15 protein-coding genes are annotated in these 18,748 nt (G+C 36.6%); 11 read left to right on the top strand and 4 right to left on the bottom strand.

The genetic code is table 11. The features are described 5' to 3' along the window. Positions 1 to 69 precede the first annotated feature (69 nt). The 3 genes from acs to NQ163_RS17240 all read left to right on the top strand — a co-directional run bounded on the left by acs (position 70) and on the right by NQ163_RS17240 (position 3,360). Entirely contained in the window at positions 70 to 1,983 is a 1,914-nt protein-coding gene (acs, locus tag NQ163_RS17230; protein WP_268191579.1) for an acetate--CoA ligase, read from the top strand. 113 nt (positions 1,984 to 2,096) lie between these two features. Beyond that, a complete protein-coding gene (locus NQ163_RS17235; RefSeq protein WP_268191580.1) occupies positions 2,097 to 2,852 on the top strand; it encodes a patatin-like phospholipase family protein in 756 nt (251 codons plus the stop codon). Positions 2,853 to 2,919: 67 nt separating this feature from the next. After that, positions 2,920 to 3,360 carry a C-GCAxxG-C-C family protein gene (locus NQ163_RS17240; protein WP_120239531.1) on the top strand — a complete coding sequence of 147 codons (441 nt, stop codon included), beginning with the start codon at positions 2,920 to 2,922 and terminating at the stop codon, positions 3,358 to 3,360. A gap of 52 nt (positions 3,361 to 3,412) precedes the next feature. Here NQ163_RS17240 and NQ163_RS17245 read toward each other — a convergent pair whose 3' ends face one another. Continuing rightward, positions 3,413 to 4,726 carry a cysteate synthase gene (locus NQ163_RS17245; protein ID WP_211334441.1) on the bottom strand — a complete coding sequence of 438 codons (1,314 nt, stop codon included), beginning with the start codon at positions 4,724 to 4,726 and terminating at the stop codon, positions 3,413 to 3,415. A gap of 281 nt (positions 4,727 to 5,007) precedes the next feature. On the opposite strand from NQ163_RS17245, the gene NQ163_RS17250 reads away from it, so the two are divergent. The 4 genes from NQ163_RS17250 to NQ163_RS17265 all read left to right on the top strand — a co-directional run bounded on the left by NQ163_RS17250 (position 5,008) and on the right by NQ163_RS17265 (position 9,232). After that, positions 5,008 to 5,985 carry a Gfo/Idh/MocA family protein gene (locus NQ163_RS17250; RefSeq protein WP_268191581.1) on the top strand — a complete coding sequence of 326 codons (978 nt, stop codon included), beginning with the start codon at positions 5,008 to 5,010 and terminating at the stop codon, positions 5,983 to 5,985. A gap of 2 nt (positions 5,986 to 5,987) precedes the next feature. Further along, on the top strand, positions 5,988 to 6,455 hold the full coding sequence (locus NQ163_RS17255) for a hypothetical protein (protein WP_268191582.1): 468 nt from the start codon (positions 5,988 to 5,990) through the stop codon (positions 6,453 to 6,455). 200 nt (positions 6,456 to 6,655) lie between these two features. Next, positions 6,656 to 8,278, top strand: a complete 1,623-nt coding sequence (locus tag NQ163_RS17260) for an AMP-binding protein (RefSeq protein WP_268191583.1) — start codon at positions 6,656 to 6,658, stop codon at positions 8,276 to 8,278. Positions 8,279 to 8,635: 357 nt separating this feature from the next. Continuing rightward, positions 8,636 to 9,232: an acetate uptake transporter gene (locus NQ163_RS17265; protein ID WP_120239527.1), complete on the top strand. Its 597-nt coding sequence runs from the start codon at positions 8,636 to 8,638 to the stop codon at positions 9,230 to 9,232. Positions 9,233 to 9,428: 196 nt separating this feature from the next. Here NQ163_RS17265 and NQ163_RS17270 read toward each other — a convergent pair whose 3' ends face one another. Then, on the bottom strand, positions 9,429 to 9,743 hold the full coding sequence (locus tag NQ163_RS17270; RefSeq protein WP_120239526.1) for a putative quinol monooxygenase: 315 nt from the start codon (positions 9,741 to 9,743) through the stop codon (positions 9,429 to 9,431). Positions 9,744 to 10,068: 325 nt separating this feature from the next. After that, positions 10,069 to 11,523: a DUF3360 family protein gene (locus NQ163_RS17275; RefSeq protein WP_268191584.1), complete on the bottom strand. Its 1,455-nt coding sequence runs from the start codon at positions 11,521 to 11,523 to the stop codon at positions 10,069 to 10,071. A 512-nt stretch (positions 11,524 to 12,035) separates the two neighbouring features. On the opposite strand from NQ163_RS17275, the gene NQ163_RS17280 reads away from it, so the two are divergent. From NQ163_RS17280 to NQ163_RS17295, 4 genes are all read left to right on the top strand, one after another. Continuing rightward, entirely contained in the window at positions 12,036 to 12,659 is a 624-nt protein-coding gene (locus NQ163_RS17280; protein WP_268191585.1) for a peroxiredoxin family protein, read from the top strand. Between the two features lie 92 nt (positions 12,660 to 12,751). Then, positions 12,752 to 15,565 carry a DEAD/DEAH box helicase gene (locus NQ163_RS17285; RefSeq protein WP_268191586.1) on the top strand — a complete coding sequence of 938 codons (2,814 nt, stop codon included), beginning with the start codon at positions 12,752 to 12,754 and terminating at the stop codon, positions 15,563 to 15,565. A 5-nt stretch (positions 15,566 to 15,570) separates the two neighbouring features. Then, positions 15,571 to 16,095, top strand: a complete 525-nt coding sequence (locus tag NQ163_RS17290; RefSeq protein WP_268191587.1) for a DUF4348 domain-containing protein — start codon at positions 15,571 to 15,573, stop codon at positions 16,093 to 16,095. A 56-nt stretch (positions 16,096 to 16,151) separates the two neighbouring features. After that, positions 16,152 to 17,438, top strand: coding sequence for a transglutaminase domain-containing protein (locus tag NQ163_RS17295; protein ID WP_268191588.1), 1,287 nt, complete (start codon positions 16,152 to 16,154; stop codon positions 17,436 to 17,438). An 81-nt stretch (positions 17,439 to 17,519) separates the two neighbouring features. Here the strand turns inward: NQ163_RS17295 and NQ163_RS17300 are convergent, their stop codons facing one another. Then, the gene (locus tag NQ163_RS17300) at positions 17,520 to 18,257 is read right to left on the bottom strand and encodes a DUF6261 family protein (protein ID WP_268191589.1); all 738 of its coding nucleotides are present in this window, start codon (positions 18,255 to 18,257) and stop codon (positions 17,520 to 17,522) included. Positions 18,258 to 18,748: the final 491 nt, after the last annotated feature.

Below are 18,748 nucleotides of genomic sequence, written 5' to 3' on the forward strand. Positions count from 1 at the left end.
TGGACAATCAATCTAGAATTTCATATATTTAGTTATTTAGATTTAAACTGATAACCAAATTAAAAGATCATGATTGATAAGATTAGTACTCTGGGTGGCTACATTCACGAATATCAAAAAAGTGTAGAAAACCCACAGGCATTTTGGAGTAGAATTGCAGAAAGCTTCTTTTGGAGAAAAAAATGGGATAAGATTCTGGATTGGAATTTTACCGAACCAAAAATCAATTGGTTTTTGAATGGGAAGCTGAACATTACTGAAAATATATTCGAACGTCATTTGTTTACTCGCGGCGATCAACCTGCAATTATTTGGGAACCCAATGAACCAAATGACGAGAACAGAGTATTAACTTACAATGAACTTTTTTTAGAAATAAAAAAGTTTTCCAATGTAATGCTGAATCTTGGTGTTGGCAAAGGTGATAGGGTTGCCATTTATATGCCAATGGTTCCCGAATTGGCAATTGCCATGTTGGCTTGTGCGAGAATCGGTGCAATACATTCCATTGTTTTTGCAGGCTTCTCGGCAAACTCACTCGCCGATAGAATTAATGATGCGGAAGCCAAATTGGTAATTACTTCTGACGGCGCTTTCCGTGGCAGTAAAATTATTCCTATAAAAGATATTGTGGATGAAGCTCTGGAAAACTGCTCATCAGTTGAAAAGGTAGTAATGGTTCAAAGAACCAATACTGAGGTTGCTTTTCATGATTCAAGAGACATGTGGTGGCACGAAGTCATGGCCAATGCCGATGAAAACAATAAGGCTGAACTAATGGATGCGGAAGACACTCTCTTTATTCTATATACCTCAGGATCTACGGATAAACCCAAAGGCATCGTGCATACCTGTGGTGGCTATATGGTATATTCTGCCTACACATTTAAAAATGTTTTTCAATACAGCGATGGCGACGTTTACTTCTGCTCTGCAGATATTGGCTGGATTACCGGGCACTCCTACATTGTATATGGCCCATTATTAAATGGAGCGACAACGGTAATGTTCGAAGGTATTCCTACCTATCCTGATGCTGGAAGATATTGGGATATCGTAAATAAATATGGGATCGCACAATTTTACACTGCACCTACTGCCATTCGTTCTTTAATTTCGATGGGGCAAGAGTATGTCGAAAATAAAGATTTGTCAAGCCTGAAAGTATTGGGTACAGTTGGAGAACCAATTAACGAAGAAGCCTGGCACTGGTACCATGATCATGTTGGTAAAAATCGTTGTCCGATTGTTGATACATGGTGGCAAACCGAGACAGGAGGCATTTCCATTAGTCCTATCGCAGGAATCATTCCTACCAAGCCTGGTTTTGCCACGCTCCCACAACCGGGAATTCAGCCAATCATAGTTGATGGGGATGGAAATGAATTATCCGGAAAGAGTGTAGAAGGGAATCTGTGTATTAAATATCCTTGGCCGGGAATGTTAAGAACAATCTGGGGAGATCATGAAAGGTTCAAGAAAACCTACTTTAGTACTTTTGAAAACCTTTACTTTTCGGGCGATGGCGTTAAAAGAGATGAAGATGGTTACTACCGAATACTTGGAAGGGTTGACGATGTGATCAATGTATCGGGACACAGAATGGGAACTGCCGAAGTAGAAAATGCCATTAATGAGCATCCTTTGGTAAATGAATCTGCCGTTGTTGGATTCCCTCACGATATCAAAGGACAAGGCATTTACACTTTTGTGGTTTGCGGTGATCTTTCAACAGGAGGTGAAGAAGGGATTAAAACCAGTATTCGCAAAGGGGTAACCAAAATTATTGGACCAATTGCCAAACCAGATAAAATACAATTGGTTAGAGCTTTACCTAAGACACGATCCGGGAAAATCATGAGAAGAATTTTACGAAAAATAGCACAAGGAGACTACAGCAATTTTGGAGACATATCCACTCTACTCGACACCTCGGTTGTGGAAGAAATCATAAAAGGAGCATTGGAAGGTGTTAAGGATTAAATGAAAAAAAGATCATTCAAGTTGAATGATCTTTTTTTTGCAAATCTTTCATAAATACTGGATAATCTAATCGCAATTTGCTATTTTAAGTTTATAATTCAATTTGTACGCACATGAAAATTGGAATTGCTCTTGGAGGTGGTGGAGCAAGAGGGTTTGCTCATCTAGGTGTTTTAAAAGCTTTAGAAGAAAAAGGAATTAAACCTGATATTATTTCGGGTGTTAGTGCCGGTGCACTTATTGGAGCCTTTATTGCTTCGGGCTTTTCTTATTCCAAAATATTAAAAGCACTTAAAAATAAGGGTGTAATGGCCTACTCAAAATGGCAATACCCCCGACATGGACTATTTAGTTTGATTGGACTTGAAAAAGAGATAAAAAAACACATTAAAACCAAGAAAATAGAAAACCTTAAAATTCCTTTGTTCATTGCTGTATCCAATTTAAATGATGGACGAGTTGAATATATTAAAGAAGGGGATTTGCTAAAATATTTATTGGCCTCGGTGAGTATTCCCGTTTTGTTTTCTCCGGTTGAAATGGATAACACCATGTATGTTGATGGTGGCCTTTTCGATAACTTGCCTATTTCTCCACTCATTAATAAGTGCGATATTATTATTGCAGTAAATGTAAGTCCCATTCAAAAGATAGAAAAATTTGATAATCTGGTACAGGTGGCTTCACGCACTTTTCAACTTGGAGTTCACTCCAATGTAATCAGGCATAAGGATAAATGTTCGCTGCTTATTGAACCAACTGGCTTGCGCGATTACGAAATATTGAATGGAAACAAAGCACAGGAAATTTTTAATTTGGGATACGAATACACGAAAAACATGGAAATTCCTCCTCTGCAGGAACTTTAAATCCAATCAATTAAGCTATCTTTAAGCAAGCAGTTAATTAACCCAAAGATGAATTAAATACCTCACTATGATTACAAAAAAGGAAAAAGCAATTGAAAGCTTTAAATCCGGAATGAACTGTGCCCAATCGGTTCTACTTGCATTCTCAGATCAATTCAAATTTGATGAAAACCTGGCCTTTCAAATCTCAAGCGGTTTTGGAGGAGGAATGGGACGACTGCAAAAAACATGCGGTGCTGTAACCGGTGCTTTTATGCTTATCGGTATTCATAATTGCGAGAAGTATTCCAATCACAGCTTACAAACCGATAACAACAGGTCAATGATACAGGAGTTTAACCGCAGATTTACACAACTGCATGAATCATTGGATTGTAAAGACATTATCAAATGTGATTTAAATACCCCGGAAGGTCAGCAATATTGTAAGGATAACAACACAAAAGAAAGCATTTGCGCAAAATGCATTACCGATTCAATTGATATTGTACATTCGCTGATCAACTAGGCAAAGATAATCCACATAAAAAAAGCAGGCTTAAAGCCTGCTTTCTCTGTACTTATACTGTAGTGTCAATTTCTATTTTAAAAAGTTTTTCCATCACATCCTTCACTTCACTCAAATCAGGATTGATATCGAAAACATGGGAAGGTTTTAAATAAACTACCTCTTTTTCTCTTTTGAAGCGCTCTTCTCCTCCTCCGGTAATGTTAAGCATTACACAATCATCCTTATCCAGTTTGCCCTCTTTGGCATAATTGATAAGAGTTGCCGTTGCAACTGCAGCAGCAGGGTGAATATCATTTCCTTCGGTTTCTTCAAAGATTCTACCAGCTTCAGCAGCTTCTTCATTTGTAGCTTTTAGAACATCTCCACCTGCATCTTTCATCGCATCGTACAATCCACCAACAATTGAATATGGAGGCTTACGATTCGACAGTACTTTGGCTACAATTTCCTCAACTTGTTTTCTTGCCAAATTATCATCCAATGGCAACATTTCCCTTGAATCTTCTTTCCATGCATCATGCATTGGCAAGAAAGGTGTATTCTGAGAAACCATTAATTTCATTTTATTAGAACCAAATCTTCCGTCTTCGATAAAACGAAGGTTTGCCTCCCAGGCGGCAATGGCACCTGTTCCCGATCCTACTGCCTGGAAATAGTAATCAGGAATCTTACCTATTTCGGTTACTGCTGAATTAACTGTGCAAGCCATACCATCGCGACGAGCAACGTTTTTTGCACCACCCTCGGCAATAAACCCATCAAGCTGACATGCGATATTCGAAAGGTGAATTGCATCGAAATAATCACTTCCCGATTTGGTAACCACAAGTCTTACATTGTCTTTAATTGGTTCATCAAACCAAAGTGCATTAATGTTATCTTCCGGCACACACAATAACAATGGTATATTATTATCTGAACATACTCTGGCAAATGCTCTTGCAGTATTACCTGCCGATGCAACTACCAAAATATTATTATCATCGTCCAAACGACCACCAACCGAATAAGCTTCAGTTTCCTTAAAAGAGCAAGTTCTGAAATTAGCCCCTTTTTCAGGCCAATATCCACTAAAAGTGATGTAAAGATTATTCAAACCAAGATACTTTGCCAAACCTTCACTTTTGTAGGTTGCAGGCGCAGAAGATCCTTCCAATGTTTTGTGAACTGGCAACCAATCAGAGAATTTATAAATCCCTAAAGAATTGTCCTTTACTTCAATCTGTTTTTTATCGTAAATTGCTCTAATTAAACAAGGTTTATCTTCACCGGGAGCATCAAGAGTCCATCCTTCGTCCTCAAATCTCTTACCCGTTTCTTGCGACTCCAAAATATAGTCGGTTGGTCGAAAATCTTTTGCCATTTTTACTTGTATTGATTTTGAAGATGTAAAAATAGTGATTTTACTGTATTGATAAAGTTTTTAAGCTCTTTTTACTGTTCTTAAATTGGGATTAGACAGGAAAACCAATTGGTGAACAGTTTCTTCAATATTACATTTAATTCATTCCCTTTTTTCTTTCTTCATCTTATTTTTTCCAAAACTTTTGATATTGAAATGGAGAAATTATTAAAAATATTTTTCCCGATTTCATTCTTAGTTTTTTGGCAAAATCATATCTTTAATAATCAAAATAAAGAACAATGACAGTAAACTGGGGAATATTAGGTGCTGGAAAGATAGCTGGTAAATTTGCAAATGATTTTAAACTTGTACCAAATGGTAAAATCATTGCGGTAGCCTCTCGATCTGAATCGAAAGCAAAACATTTTGCAAGTAAATATGATATCGAGCACTCACACTCGTCTTACGAAAGCATGCTGCGAAACCCGGATATTCAAATTGTTTATGTTGCCACTCCTCACAACTTTCATTTTGAACATGCCAGCTTGTGTCTTAACAATGGCAAGGCTGTATTGTGCGAAAAGCCTGTTTGTGTCAACGCCAAAGAGTTCGAAGCCTTAAGTCGATTGGCAAAAGAAAAGAACTTATTCTTTATGGAAGGCATGTGGACTTATTATTTGCCTGCCATATTAAAAAGCATGGAATGGATACATTCAGGTAAAATAGGTGATATCATGCAATTGCAGGTAAGTTTTGGCTTCGTCGGTAATATGAGCAAAGAGGGAAGATTGGCAAATCCTGATTTAGCTGGTGGTGCATTACTTGATATTGGAATTTATGGCATTGCCATTTCTGAACTGGTTTTTAACGACAAAATTGAAACAATTCAAAGTTTAGCACATATAGGCAATACTGGTGTTGATGAATACAATAGCATTCAGTTGAAGTATGTAAATGGTGGAATGGCACAAATTTCAAGTTCCTTTCTTTCAAATATGAAGAATGAAGCTGTTGTTTACGGCACCAAAGGAAGAATTGAAATTCCTAAGTTTTGGATGGCAAAAAAATCCAAGCTAATTACCGATGATGAAGTATTGGAGTTTGAAGATGAGAGTAAAGAGATGGGCTACAACTACGAAGCCTATGCTGTTGGAGAATTAATTAAAAAAGGCAGGTTGGAAAGCTCAATTGTTCCCATTTGGAAGAGCAAAAAAATATTATCAATACTTGATGAAGTTAGAGATCAGATCAAATTAAAATATCCTTTTGAAAATTGAATATGAACCAAAATGAAATCTTATTAGGCAAAGGCATCTCTGGTGTCAACTTTGGAATGATACAAGCCGAAGTTGAAAAAATACTGGGTAAAGCTGATGAAGTTGGAGAATATTCACTTTCTCCAAGCGAAAATAGTATAACCCTGTTCTATAACAATAAAGGATTAAGTTTCACTTTCGAATCTGTCGATCAATTCAGGTTGAGTTACATTTCAATCTATCACTCACAATACCACATTTTTAATTTTATAAAAATAGGCTTATCAAAACGTAACCTTTTGGATGAACTAGAGCTATTTCAGCTCGGCAAACCAGAATTCGAAAAGGCTGATTCCGAAGAATTTCCTACACATGAATTAATTTATTTCCCAAATGAAAATCTACACCTGTGGTTAGATGATGGGAAAATTTCGGAAATTCAATTTGGACCGTTCTGGGAAGATATGAAGACCATTGTTTGGGAAGATTAGTAAATGTTCAAACAATTTATTCTGTAAAGAAGTTCTTTCTAGCCTCAATTTTTATAACTTGCAGCCGATTTCAGACAAATCACACAACTAAATTTACTTCCTAATCAAAGTGCTCAAATTTTCTTTTGAGCAAAAGATGGTTTTGTTATTAATCTTAAAACAGGTGAATTGAAATAATTCTCCTGCGCAAAACCATAGACATGAATAAACTATCGTATGAGCATGGTAGCTCAGAAATGCCACTTTTAGGCGAAACCATTACCGAAAGATTAAGAAGAACTGTAGAGCTTTTCCCCGACAGAGAAGCTTTAGTTGTCCCTTACCAAAACTATCGTGCCACATATCAGGAATTCTGGAACCAAATAGAAGAAATCGCAAAAGGCTTATTGGCTTTTGGTGTAAAAAAAGGGGATCGTGTAGGAATTTGGTCTCCAAACCGACACGAATGGGTGATCGTACAATTTGCAACGGCCAGAATTGGCGCCATATTGGTGAATGTAAACCCGGCTTACAAAGCATCTGAACTGAAATTTGCCTTGCGTCAGTCGGAGATTAGTCTGCTAATCATGTCCAAAAACTTTAGAAAAACGAATTACTTTGAAATCATTCAGGAAGTTCGAAAATCCTGTATTCACCTGAAGCAAATTGTGATTCTTGATAGAGACTGGCAAGCTTTAATTGAAGCTGGAAAAAGAATTTCTACCCAGGAAGTTGAAGACATTGAAGCCACCTTACAATTCGATGATCCGATTAACATTCAATACACATCCGGAACCACAGGATTTCCCAAAGGAGCTACATTAACTCATCACAACATTCTGAATAATGGTTACTTTATTGGTGAAAGATTACACTATACTGAAAAGGACAGAGTTTGTATTCCTGTTCCTTTTTATCACTGTTTTGGAATGGTATTGGGTAATCTTGCCTGCATTACGCATGGTTCGGCAATGATTATTCCGGGCGAAGCTTTTGAGGCAGAAACGGTTCTAAAAACAGTTCAGGATGAAAAATGCACCTCTTTGTATGGTGTCCCGCTAATGTTTATTGCCGAATTGGAACATCCCAACTTCGAAAAATACGACATGAGTAGTTTGAGAACCGGTATTATGGCAGGAGCTTCTTGTCCTGAAAAAGCGATGCGGGAAGTGCAAGAAAAAATGAACATGACAGATGTTGCCATTTGCTACGGCATGACAGAAACCTCTCCTGTTTCTACTCAAACTTTCGTGGATGATCAATTGGATAAAAGAGTAAGTACCGTTGGTCGTGTTCATCCTCATCAGGAAATCAAAATCATTGATCCTACAAGCGGAAAAATCGTGCCAAGAGGAGAAAGTGGCGAATTTTGTACCAGAGGTTATTCGGTAATGCTAAAATACTGGAACAACGAAGAGGCTACCAATGCAGTAATTGATGATGCAGGATGGATGCACACCGGCGATGTTGCAAGTATGGATGATGATGGCTATGTTACCATAACTGGTAGAATCAAGGACATGATCATTAGAGGTGGTGAGAACATCTCCCCTTTCGAAATTGAAGAGTATTTGCATACACACGAAGCTATTAGCGAGGTATACGTTATTGGTGTTCCTGATTACAAATATGGCGAAGTGGTAATGGCCTGGATTAAGTTCAAAGATGATAAATCGGTTAGCGAAGATGAACTTCGCGAGTATTGCAAAGGACAAATTGCAACCTATAAAATTCCGAAGTACTTTAAATTCACAAAAGAATTTCCAACAACAGTTACTGGTAAAATTCGAAAAATTGAAATGCGAGAAATATCAAGTCGTGAACTTGAATTGGTCGGAAGATAAACCTATAAAACTGTGCAAAAAGTAAGAATTTCATGCATTTTTTTTAGTTCAGTTGGCATTTTACCGATAAAATAAAACTGAATTTTAATGGGATTGCAAAAGTCCTTACTTTTTTCACAGTCTCTTTTTTACGCATAAAAATCTATCAATCTATTCGTTACAAACACTATTGTGCAACACAAGGCCAAGTCCTGAAAAGGCAGATATCACTAAAACAGCACTGTTTATCACAAGCTTACACTTTTCAAAGCAAAATGTTGTACAGTAGGTATGTTTTTAAACTACAATCGGCTTTAATTACCTGCTAGGCATTTTGTTAGTTTTGCCGCTCAATCTAGGATAAAATTAACTTTAGTGATGAACAACGTAAAATTAGGAAATCCGGCTGTTGTCGGACTTGGAGGATTTGGTTTAAGTACCATTTTATTACAATTGCATAACCTTGGACTATGTGGATTAGGTCCGGTATTGGCTGTAGGTTTTGCATTCGGTGGAATTGCTCAATTGTGCGCAGGTCTATTAGAACACAAAAATGCAAACAACTTTGGATTTGCAGCATTTTCAGCTTATGGATCTTTTTGGATTGCCATAGGAATTGTATGGATGTTAAACCACTTCGGAATCTACAAATCTACCGGAACTGATGTAGGTTATTTCTTATTAGCTTATACATTCTTTACTTTAATTCTTTGGTTTGCTTCATTATTCATTCATGGAGCTATGGCAACTACTTTCAGTATTCTAATGCTAGGATTCATTCTATTGGATTTAGGACACTTTGGATTCCCGGCAATGAATACAGTTGCGGCTTACGTACTAATTGCATGCGCACTTGCCGCTTGGTACATGATGGCAGCAATTATTATTAACGGTGTAGCGGGCAGAACCATTTTAGGAGTTGGCGAAGCGTGGCTTAAAGCTGGAGAAAAAGAAGTAATTCCTGCAACAAAATAAGCAAAGTTTATTCTTTTAAGATAAAAAAAGGGAAATTGGATACCATCCAATTTCCCTTTTGTTTTATCTGGTCATCTTTAAAAATATCAACAATTGAGAGTCCGAACTTTTATCGCAGTCTCAAACTGTAAAATCGTACTTTCCCATGCATTTCACCTTATAGCTTGGAGCTTGGAGCTTGATTCTTGAAGTTTTCTTATGGCAACAACTCCTTGTGCATTGTTACTTCAAACTCTTTAACGTGATGTGGTTTGCCATCATTAAAGAATTCTACAATGTATGGCTTGTTGCAATGCGCATCAAAAGTTACCTGATCATACCATTTTTCGATGAAAGTGATTCTATTAGGTTCATCGATACATTGATTCAATTCATAACGAATGCATGCACCTTCCTGCATTGTCATTGGAATTAAAGAATGAAGATTTTTAATCAACTGATCAACTTCACCTTCTTTGGCTATAAATTTGGCGATACACACCAACTGCGTTTCGTTTTTTCTGATTTCCATTTGTGTATTTTGTTTATTAAATGAATTCGAAATCAAACTTAAGGATTTTAACGGAAAGGATGCCCAATTACTTGAACAAAATTAAGCTTTAGACTTTGATTGTACCGCGGTGCGCTGCACCTTAAAAACAAGAATAAATCTCATGCTACAAATATTACGCAGCTCTGCTGCTTTATACATACAAAAGATATTGTAATAAGCAATGACTGTTTGCCCATCCTACTTTTGACTTTTGGACCATTCGACTTTTGGACTATTCAAGACTATCAAATAAAAATGCCGTCCCAAACGGAACGGCATCATATATTGATCTAATTACTATCGATTAGAAAATTCCTGGGATTCCAGGAAGCTGTCCCACCAATGCAAGGGAAACAACACAAACAATAAACATTGCTCCGGGAATAATTAGCTTTTCTTTCCAGCTCAATTCAGCAGCTCGCTCGCTATCGCCTATCAAACCAAGGTTATCAAGCAACATGGTAAATGCCCATCCGAATACAGGATTTACAAAAGCACATGCAAAAATACAAGTACCTGCACTCAGTGAATCTTTGTGCTTGCGAACCATTTGCATACCTGCCTCAAGCAATGGCAGAAATACACCAACAATTAGTGCTACACGCAATACCGGCTCCCACATGGCCAAATCCATAGGATATCCAAAAACCGATGCCAACACGCAAAGCAGTGCCGTTAATACAGCTCCACCAGGAATAGGACGCTTGGCAATTGCTGCAGGAATCATGTAAGTTCCCCACGATGAAGTAATATTACCACCACCTAAAGCTGTTCCAATCATCTGACGAACTGAAGCAACAGTCATGGTATCATCCACATCCATTAATACATTCTTGGCTTTCTTAGGATAATTCAATTCCTGAAATACACGATGTCCCAAATAATCAGGCGACCACATGGCAACAGCAAGAATTGCGAAAGGAATCACAGCAATAAAGTGTCCCAAGTTTGGTAAACCAAGTTTCCAGCCTGTATCTTCGCCCCACCACCACATTGGGTTCATATGTGGTAAACCAGGTTTGGTTGTAAAGGCAAAATCAGCACCCAAAGCAAAGGCAACAATACCAGCAATTGCCGAACACAAAGGAATTGCCAACCAACGCTTGTTGATTTTTGCCAGGTACGCATAAATTAAAATGGTGATTCCGATTACCGCAAAAGAAATGTAACCAACATCTCCGGCAGTAGCCCAAGCTCCCAATTTAGAAATCTGACTAATCAATCCTACAGCTCCCAAATAAATCAACAATCCACCACGAACACCAACTCCGGTGAGTTTCATCAATTTTGAACCTCCTTTGGTGATACTCAAAGCAAGTCCAAACACTCCAATTAAAATCCCCAATGCAAGCGGATGACCACCAGCGGCGGCAATGATAGGAATCAGCGGTATCATAGGACCGTGAGTTCCTGCAAGGTTGGCATTAGGATTAAGAATTGCCGAAAACAGAAGTACAAAAATACCTCCGGCAATTAACAACTCGTAACGAACGTTTTCTGCTACGAATTCTGGCGATAAGCCAAACTGGGTTGCAAATACAGCAACCATAGCGGTTACCATTACCACCTTACCAATGGTGGCAGCCAAAGCAGGCACCCAGTCTTCCAATTCGATATGAAAATCTCTGAATGGCAAGTGAATTCTCCATTTGCGAAATTTCATAATTTCAAGTTCGTGATTCAGATATGCTTCTCTGCTCTCGAACTCATGCGCCTTTTTGCGCTTTTCTTTGTAAGAGTTTTGATTCTCTTTCTTCATTATTAAATGTTTTTTGAGTTTTACATACCCCTATTCAGCTACCTACGCGTTTTCAGAGGCTAAAAATCACCGTAAAACTAAGAAAAAAGCCATGCCAGACAATGAGACTTAAAACACACTACTACAAGCCATAAGGTCCATATTGGGAATATTCTCAATTTGCCAAACCAATTCTACTTTTAAGATCAATAGATACAAACCAATTGTATCCAGATATCTTGATTTCACGATAAACTTTAATTTTTCTATAGAAAATGATATTTTACCTCTCCCACCAAATTCGAAAACATTTCACCCTAGTATTCCTAAAACAAGCTTTGAACACTTATTTTGTTTACTGACCTTTATTTCAAACGGAATTGAAAGAAATATCTGCCACACATTGCAATCGATAGAATTTAGAGAGAGACTAAATTAGCTAATACAAGCAATTAGCTTCTCGCATTAATTGTGAATCTTTATTTTGTTAATAACTTAGTTGTTAAACTGAAAATATACTCAATAAAACACTTATGAAACTCAACCTTTTACTGCTTGCTTTCTTAATGATGACATGCTACCTTGAAGCACAGGAAAGAGAAAATCCAATTGATATCAATAAAATACATTTGGGAGGTAAAATCACTACAAAGAAACTTCATGAAAAATACGACTCCCTATTAGGCAAAGAGATTCTTAAGGGCGAAATAATTAGTATGAATGGAACCTCTTTAAAGTCAGATCTATTCAAAGGAAAAGTAAGCGTGTTGAATTTTTTTACAATACCCTGTAAAGGTTGCCTGTTGGAGATTCCCTATATGGTAAAACTAAGAAAGCTGTTCCCGGAAAACGAAGTTCAAATATTTGGGATTACAGACTTGTTACCAGAGAAAATTATAAATCACAATGCCAGTAAAAAACTAAGTCCTGATGCACCAAGAGATTTATACCCAAATCTGCCTGCTTTCAACTACACAGTATTATCATTTACAAGTCAACAAATTATAGACAACTTCCATATTTGGGGTAATCCATACACATTTATAATTGATAAAGAAGGAATTGTTCGTTATATGGATGGAGGATTTCCTTTACAGAAAAAAAACCAGGAAATAGAATTCCAAAAATATATTGATGAAATTGAAAAGCTTCTCTAATGACTCTTCAATAAAATTAAAATCTTCTGAAATATTACGAATTCTTATGTAAGTTTATGCCTTACATCGTTTATAAAATACTTATACCTCTTATGAACAACAATAACTCCCTTACAAATGTTATTCAATACTTTAATGATTGCTACAGATCAGACAACAGGGAATTAAGCATTTACAATTTTTTAGATCAAAAAGTAGAAAATAAAATATACTTCGAAGGAGAAGAAGAGCTGCTTACCGGCAATCATCCCATTGTACCCATCGATTCTGCAAAAGCATCCACAATCAGCAAAAAGGTTAAGCTATACGAGAAAGAAAAGGAATTGCTATATGGTACGTTTTTCATTTGTGGAAATTATATCGATCCGAAAGGAGATTCCAAAACACTATGTGCGCCTCTGTTTTATTATCCTGCTGAAATACAACAAAAGGATGAATTCTATTATTTATCAATCAACACCAAGGAAAGAAGAATAAACTATCCAATTATACAAATGCTCTTGAGTGATTCCAGTTCTGAATTCCTTCAAGATACTTTATTCGAAGATCTACCCAAAAATGACATTCGTTTCGAGCATATTGAATATATCGTACGCCTGTTCAAAAAATACTTTTTAAACGTTGACATCGAAAACATTTATGCATATCCGCAAAACACAAATGTAAAAACGATCAAAAAAAACATTTCAAGCTTATCCAAGGATCAGGAAAGTAAATATGTATTGCTTCCATCCAGTATTTTGGGATTGGTAACAAAATCTACAAATACAAGGGGGGTATTAAATGAGCTAAATGAATTGGGTTCACACTCCGATTATTCATTGCCTTTGCAATCTTTATTTTCAGATGAAGAACTAAAGAATAAACAAAAAAAATATACCAAGGGCAAGCTACCTATGATATTAAGCGAAGCCCAGGAAGCCATACTAATGTCTAGTTCGGTGAATCCATTAACTTTAATTGTTGGCCCTCCCGGAACTGGCAAAACATATACAATAGGAGCAGTTGCCTTGGAACATATGAACAGAGGAGAATCGGTCTTAATTGCATCACGCACCGATGAAGCCGTTGATGTAATCGCTGAAAAAATAAAACTTCAATTGGGTGTAGACAAAGCTGTTGTTAGAACCGGCAAAAAACGTTCCTACTCCACTCCACTAAACCGATTTCTAAAATCTCTTCTTACCCGTGTTCGAAAACTAAATTACCTCTTAAAAGAATTTGATCTGCCTAAAATAAAAGGCGATGAGTTAGACCTGAATTTAATGAACCTATCGAATGAGATTGAATCCAGAGCCAAGCTTATTAACAAGTTGGAGCAATCCTTTTCCAATGAGGTAGAAAATGAACTTAAATGGGGTGAACACCTCAGCAATCATCAGAATGGAGTATGGCATAAAATTAAGACACGCTACATTGACATCAGAAACAGAATTCAGGTGCCAATATGGGAATACAATCAGCAATTAAAGCAAAACGATCAGCAACAAATAGAAGACATTCAGCTTTTTATTCGTTTGAAATACATCAAACAAATTTTAAGTGTGATGAAAAGCGACTGGAAAAACATACAACGCTTTCATGAAGCTTTAAAAATGTCGAGCGACACAGAAAAGCTTGCCAAATTCGATGAAATAAAATTCGATGCAGTTTTAAAAGCATTCCCAATTTGGTTATGTAATTTATCGGAAGTAAAAGACGCATTGCCTTTCAAAAAAGAAATGTTCGATGTCGTGATTATAGATGAAGCTACACAATGTGACATCGCCAGTTGTCTCCCTCTAATTCAGCGAGCAAAAAGACTTGTTTTTGCAGGTGATCCTTGTCAATTGAGGCATGTTTCTTTTCTCTCCAAAGAAATTCAAAACATTTATCGAAACAAGTACAAGCTTCAACATATCGATAACAATATACTAAACTACAGAGATAAGAGTATTTTAGATTTGGTTATGAGTAGTCTGCAATCAGGAAACCAAGTGAGTATGCTTGACGAACATTTTAGAAGTTTATCGCCCATCATTCATTTCAGTAATGAACATTTTTACGATAATCAACTAAGAATAATGACGTCACGACCTGATGAGACAGAACAAGCGTTATATTTTATCAATATTGAAGGAAAACGAGACAAAAATGGTTTAAACGAAAAAGAGGCAAGTACAATATTGAATGCCGTTCGTGAGTTGGTTGACAAAGAAAAAGATTTATCTCCCGAAATTAGCTCAAGTATAGGAGTACTATCCCCCTTTAGAGCACAGGTAGATTGGTTGGGAAAACAGCTTTTAAATCAGTTTGAAATGGAAGAAATCGAAAAGCATAAAATAAGAGTAGGAACTGCTTATAGTTTTCAAGGTGAAGAACGGGACATTATGCATTTATCCTTGACCATAGATGCTCATAGTCATCATTCGGCAATCAATCATATTAACAAAGAGGATGTTTTTAACGTAGCCATAACTCGTGCACGAAACAGGCAATATGTACATCATTCAATATCCACAAACGAGCTGAAAGCAGATACCCTCCTTCGGGCTTATTTATCGAAAACCAAATCGAATACAATTGTAGCATCTGATATAGAGAATCAATCACGTGATCAATTCCTTAACGAAGTTAAAGAAGCTCTTAAATCCTGGCAGATAAATTCAATTTGGGAAGCTTATTCTATCGCAGGCCTTAAGATCGATCTACTCATAAAATACAACAACCAATATATCGGAATTGATTTGGTGGGTTACCCTGGTGAATATTCTGATGTTTTTGGCATTGAGCGCTACAGAATTTTAAACCGAGCTGATGTGAGTATATTCCCTCTTCCCTTCTCCGATTGGTATTTTAACAAAGAGGAGACCATGAAGACCTTAAGAAATTACATCACTACAATCAATAAGATTTCCTTAAACTAGATGATATGAAGCAGATTTCAGTATTATTACTATTTCTCCTATTTCTCTCTTGCAATAACATTAATCAAAAGAAAGAATCCGAATATCTACATCAAATCGATAAGCTTAGGAAGGAATTGAAAATATCTTCAGATAGAATCAAATCTTTGCAAGAAGAATTAAAACATCACGAAGTAAAAGAGTACGCAAATGAAGACTTCAAGAATTTCTTTTGGAATTTCATGAGTGATTCCACATTTCAAGTCAGTAGAATTAAATTCCCAATAAAGAATGTGACATGGCTCGATGATCCAGGAGATGCTATTGATACTTTAATCATAACGAAATCTGAATGGAAGTATGAATCATTTTACATCAATACAGCCTTTGAAAGAACTCAAATTTACGACAATTTCGATTTAAAATTCCAAGCTACCAACGAACGAGTTTTGCATTGGTATGGTGTTGAAACAGGAGGCGATGCCAAATATTTCTTTAAAGGATTTTCTGGAAAATGGTATTTGGTGAGCATGGAAAATCTGGGAGACTAACAACATCAAATTTTATTTATTAGATATCTTATTAAATTTTTACATACAACTCAATTATGAATAAACTAGCAATATTAGTTGTCATTATCCTATTCACTTGGGGATGTCAATCAAAGTATCCAGGAGTTCCAACAACCTATAACTCTCTATTGGAAACTGCATTTACCAATGCTGGTAAAAATGCTACTGAGCTACAAAAGGCACTTAGCGAATCTCCTAAAGAACAAAGGGAAGGCATGGCATTTATTATTAGCCATATGCCACAACGAGATTTAAGTACTATAAAAGCTGATTTCCTTCTCGAAAACGCTGAATACGCCTACAAAGCGCGCAAGAAATATGCTTGGTGTGCTGCCCTAGCCGATTCGGTTTTCTTTAACGAAGTATTGCCATATGCGAATATTTCGGAAGAACGTGATCCGTGGCGTAAAGAATTTTATTCACGCTTCGCTAAATATGTAGAAGGGAAAGATGATTTGGTTGATGCTGTAATGTCCATAGCCAAAAATATAAAAGATGAAGTTAATGTTGAATACAATACCAAACGCTCACGAGTTGACATTAGCCCATTTCAAGCCATGAAGGAGAATATGGCAACTTGTACCGGTTTGTCAATTTTACTGACCGATGCTTTCCGATCTGTTGGAATTCCATCTCACTTGGCAGGAACAGCCATGTGGACCAATTACAAGGGCAATCATACCTGGTGTGAAGTATTGATTGAGGATGAGTGGAAATTTATAGAATACTATCCCGAGGCATTAAATAAATCATGGTTTTTAGCCGATGCCGGAAAATCTGACCCAAACAATATGCTTCATTGGATTTATGCAGCTTCGTACAAACCAACTGATATGCCTTACTATGCAGCACCTGATGGTCGAATTATAGAAGTGGTTGATTTAAATAAATTACCGAACAAAGTTCGTCCTCAATTTGAAGAAATGAAAGCCTCAATGGCGAATTCAGACAAAAAGGAAACCCTAGCCTGGGGAGTTAATGTAACCCAACGTTACATTGATTTGTACCATGAATCGATTAAAAACAGCCCTTTACAAGATGATGAATTAATGGCTAACGTGGTGGTTTTCGATAACGATAATACTTCAAAAAGTGACTCGCGCATCAGCTGTCGTGTAGATGTTCAATTATCTGAAAAAAATATAAACTTCGGATATTCACCTCGCAAAACTGATGACATGAACCAATTCCTTCAATTCAAATTAAAAAAGGAAAGCAAATATAAATTTGTTGTTAGCCATCCGGAAAGTAAGATTAACAAAGAATTTACAATAACTACAGGAAACAATACAACACAGGACATCCAATTAATTTTAAAATAAACGCTTAAAAACAAAACGTGTATATAAACAATCGCCCCACCAAAACATCAGTGGGGCGATTTTATATCCATTACGATCTAACTATTCCTCCTCTACCTCCTCCTCTTTGGCCTGTTTGCTTCTCAAGCTAATCGAATGCTCAATTTTGCGAATGCTTTCGTTAATCAGCATAAGCATGTCGGTAAACTCACCTTCACCATTCAATTCCGACATCAGTTCCAAATACTGGTAAAGACTGTTCAGGTCATTTGTCAACATTACACGAAACTCTTTGGTGTCGACTTCGCGATGTTCACTACTGGCCTTTTCATCTCTGTTTACAATGCCGGCAACTAAATTATCAAGATTCAACTTGATACGATCAACAAAGGGTTGGAATTTAATGACAGCAATGGCATCCTTTACATTTTGCTTCGTCTCACAATCGTTCAAGTACAAACGCGCATTGGAATTTTGTACCGCCAAACTTTCGTTGTGCAAATTACTACCATGAGTTTTTGCCAGATTTATTAATACGGTGGCAGCATCGCTCTCTGCCTTAACAGGACTAAGCACATAAGCCTTGCAGTACCATTTCGCTGCTCGCCACGAATTATTAAAAAGTGAATCCAACTCACGAACTTCAGCAGTTTCAACGATTGTAGATGCCTTGTTCACTTGCTGCTTTAATGCTCCCAACGAACTTTCTGTATTCGTATAAAGAGCTTGAACTGGTGATGTACTCCAATCGTGTACTTTACAGATACGAATGGTGTCATCCCCCAATGAAATCAATTCTGCATTTCTGAATCGTGCAGCACTAAATTGTTCTGTTTTCATATCATCTCAATTTGAAGTTAAACAATAAGTAATCCATTCTTTTAAAGATTACCAATTCCTAAAATTGGAGCTCTGATTTTTACTATATTCCATACTTGTTTTATGTACGTAACAAATATGCTATATAAAATTAAACAAACATTCCTTTTTTATCAAGACAATAAAGTAAACATCAATACGTTACACCTTTCAAAACCGACTCAAAAAGTAAACACATACGGTTCGATCATCAAAACATTATGCTGCACAACATATTTCTAAAGCCATATTTTTAGCAATTGAACTGTCTGAAACATATATTTCTATATTTTTTTGAAAAAATAAATACCACATATAATTACATCATTCTTTTGCCTTAACAAATGACCAGATATGCTTTACTACCTCTTTCTACTGGAGTAGATTGGTGTAAAACATTCTTGAAAGGTCTTTCTGAAAAAAACAATTGGCCCAAGGAAAACATTTTACACCTTTCTACCAGAGTAGATTGG

This window comes from Marinifilum sp. D737 (assembly GCF_026672275.1).
Lineage (GTDB): Bacteria > Bacteroidota > Bacteroidia > Bacteroidales > Marinifilaceae > Marinifilum.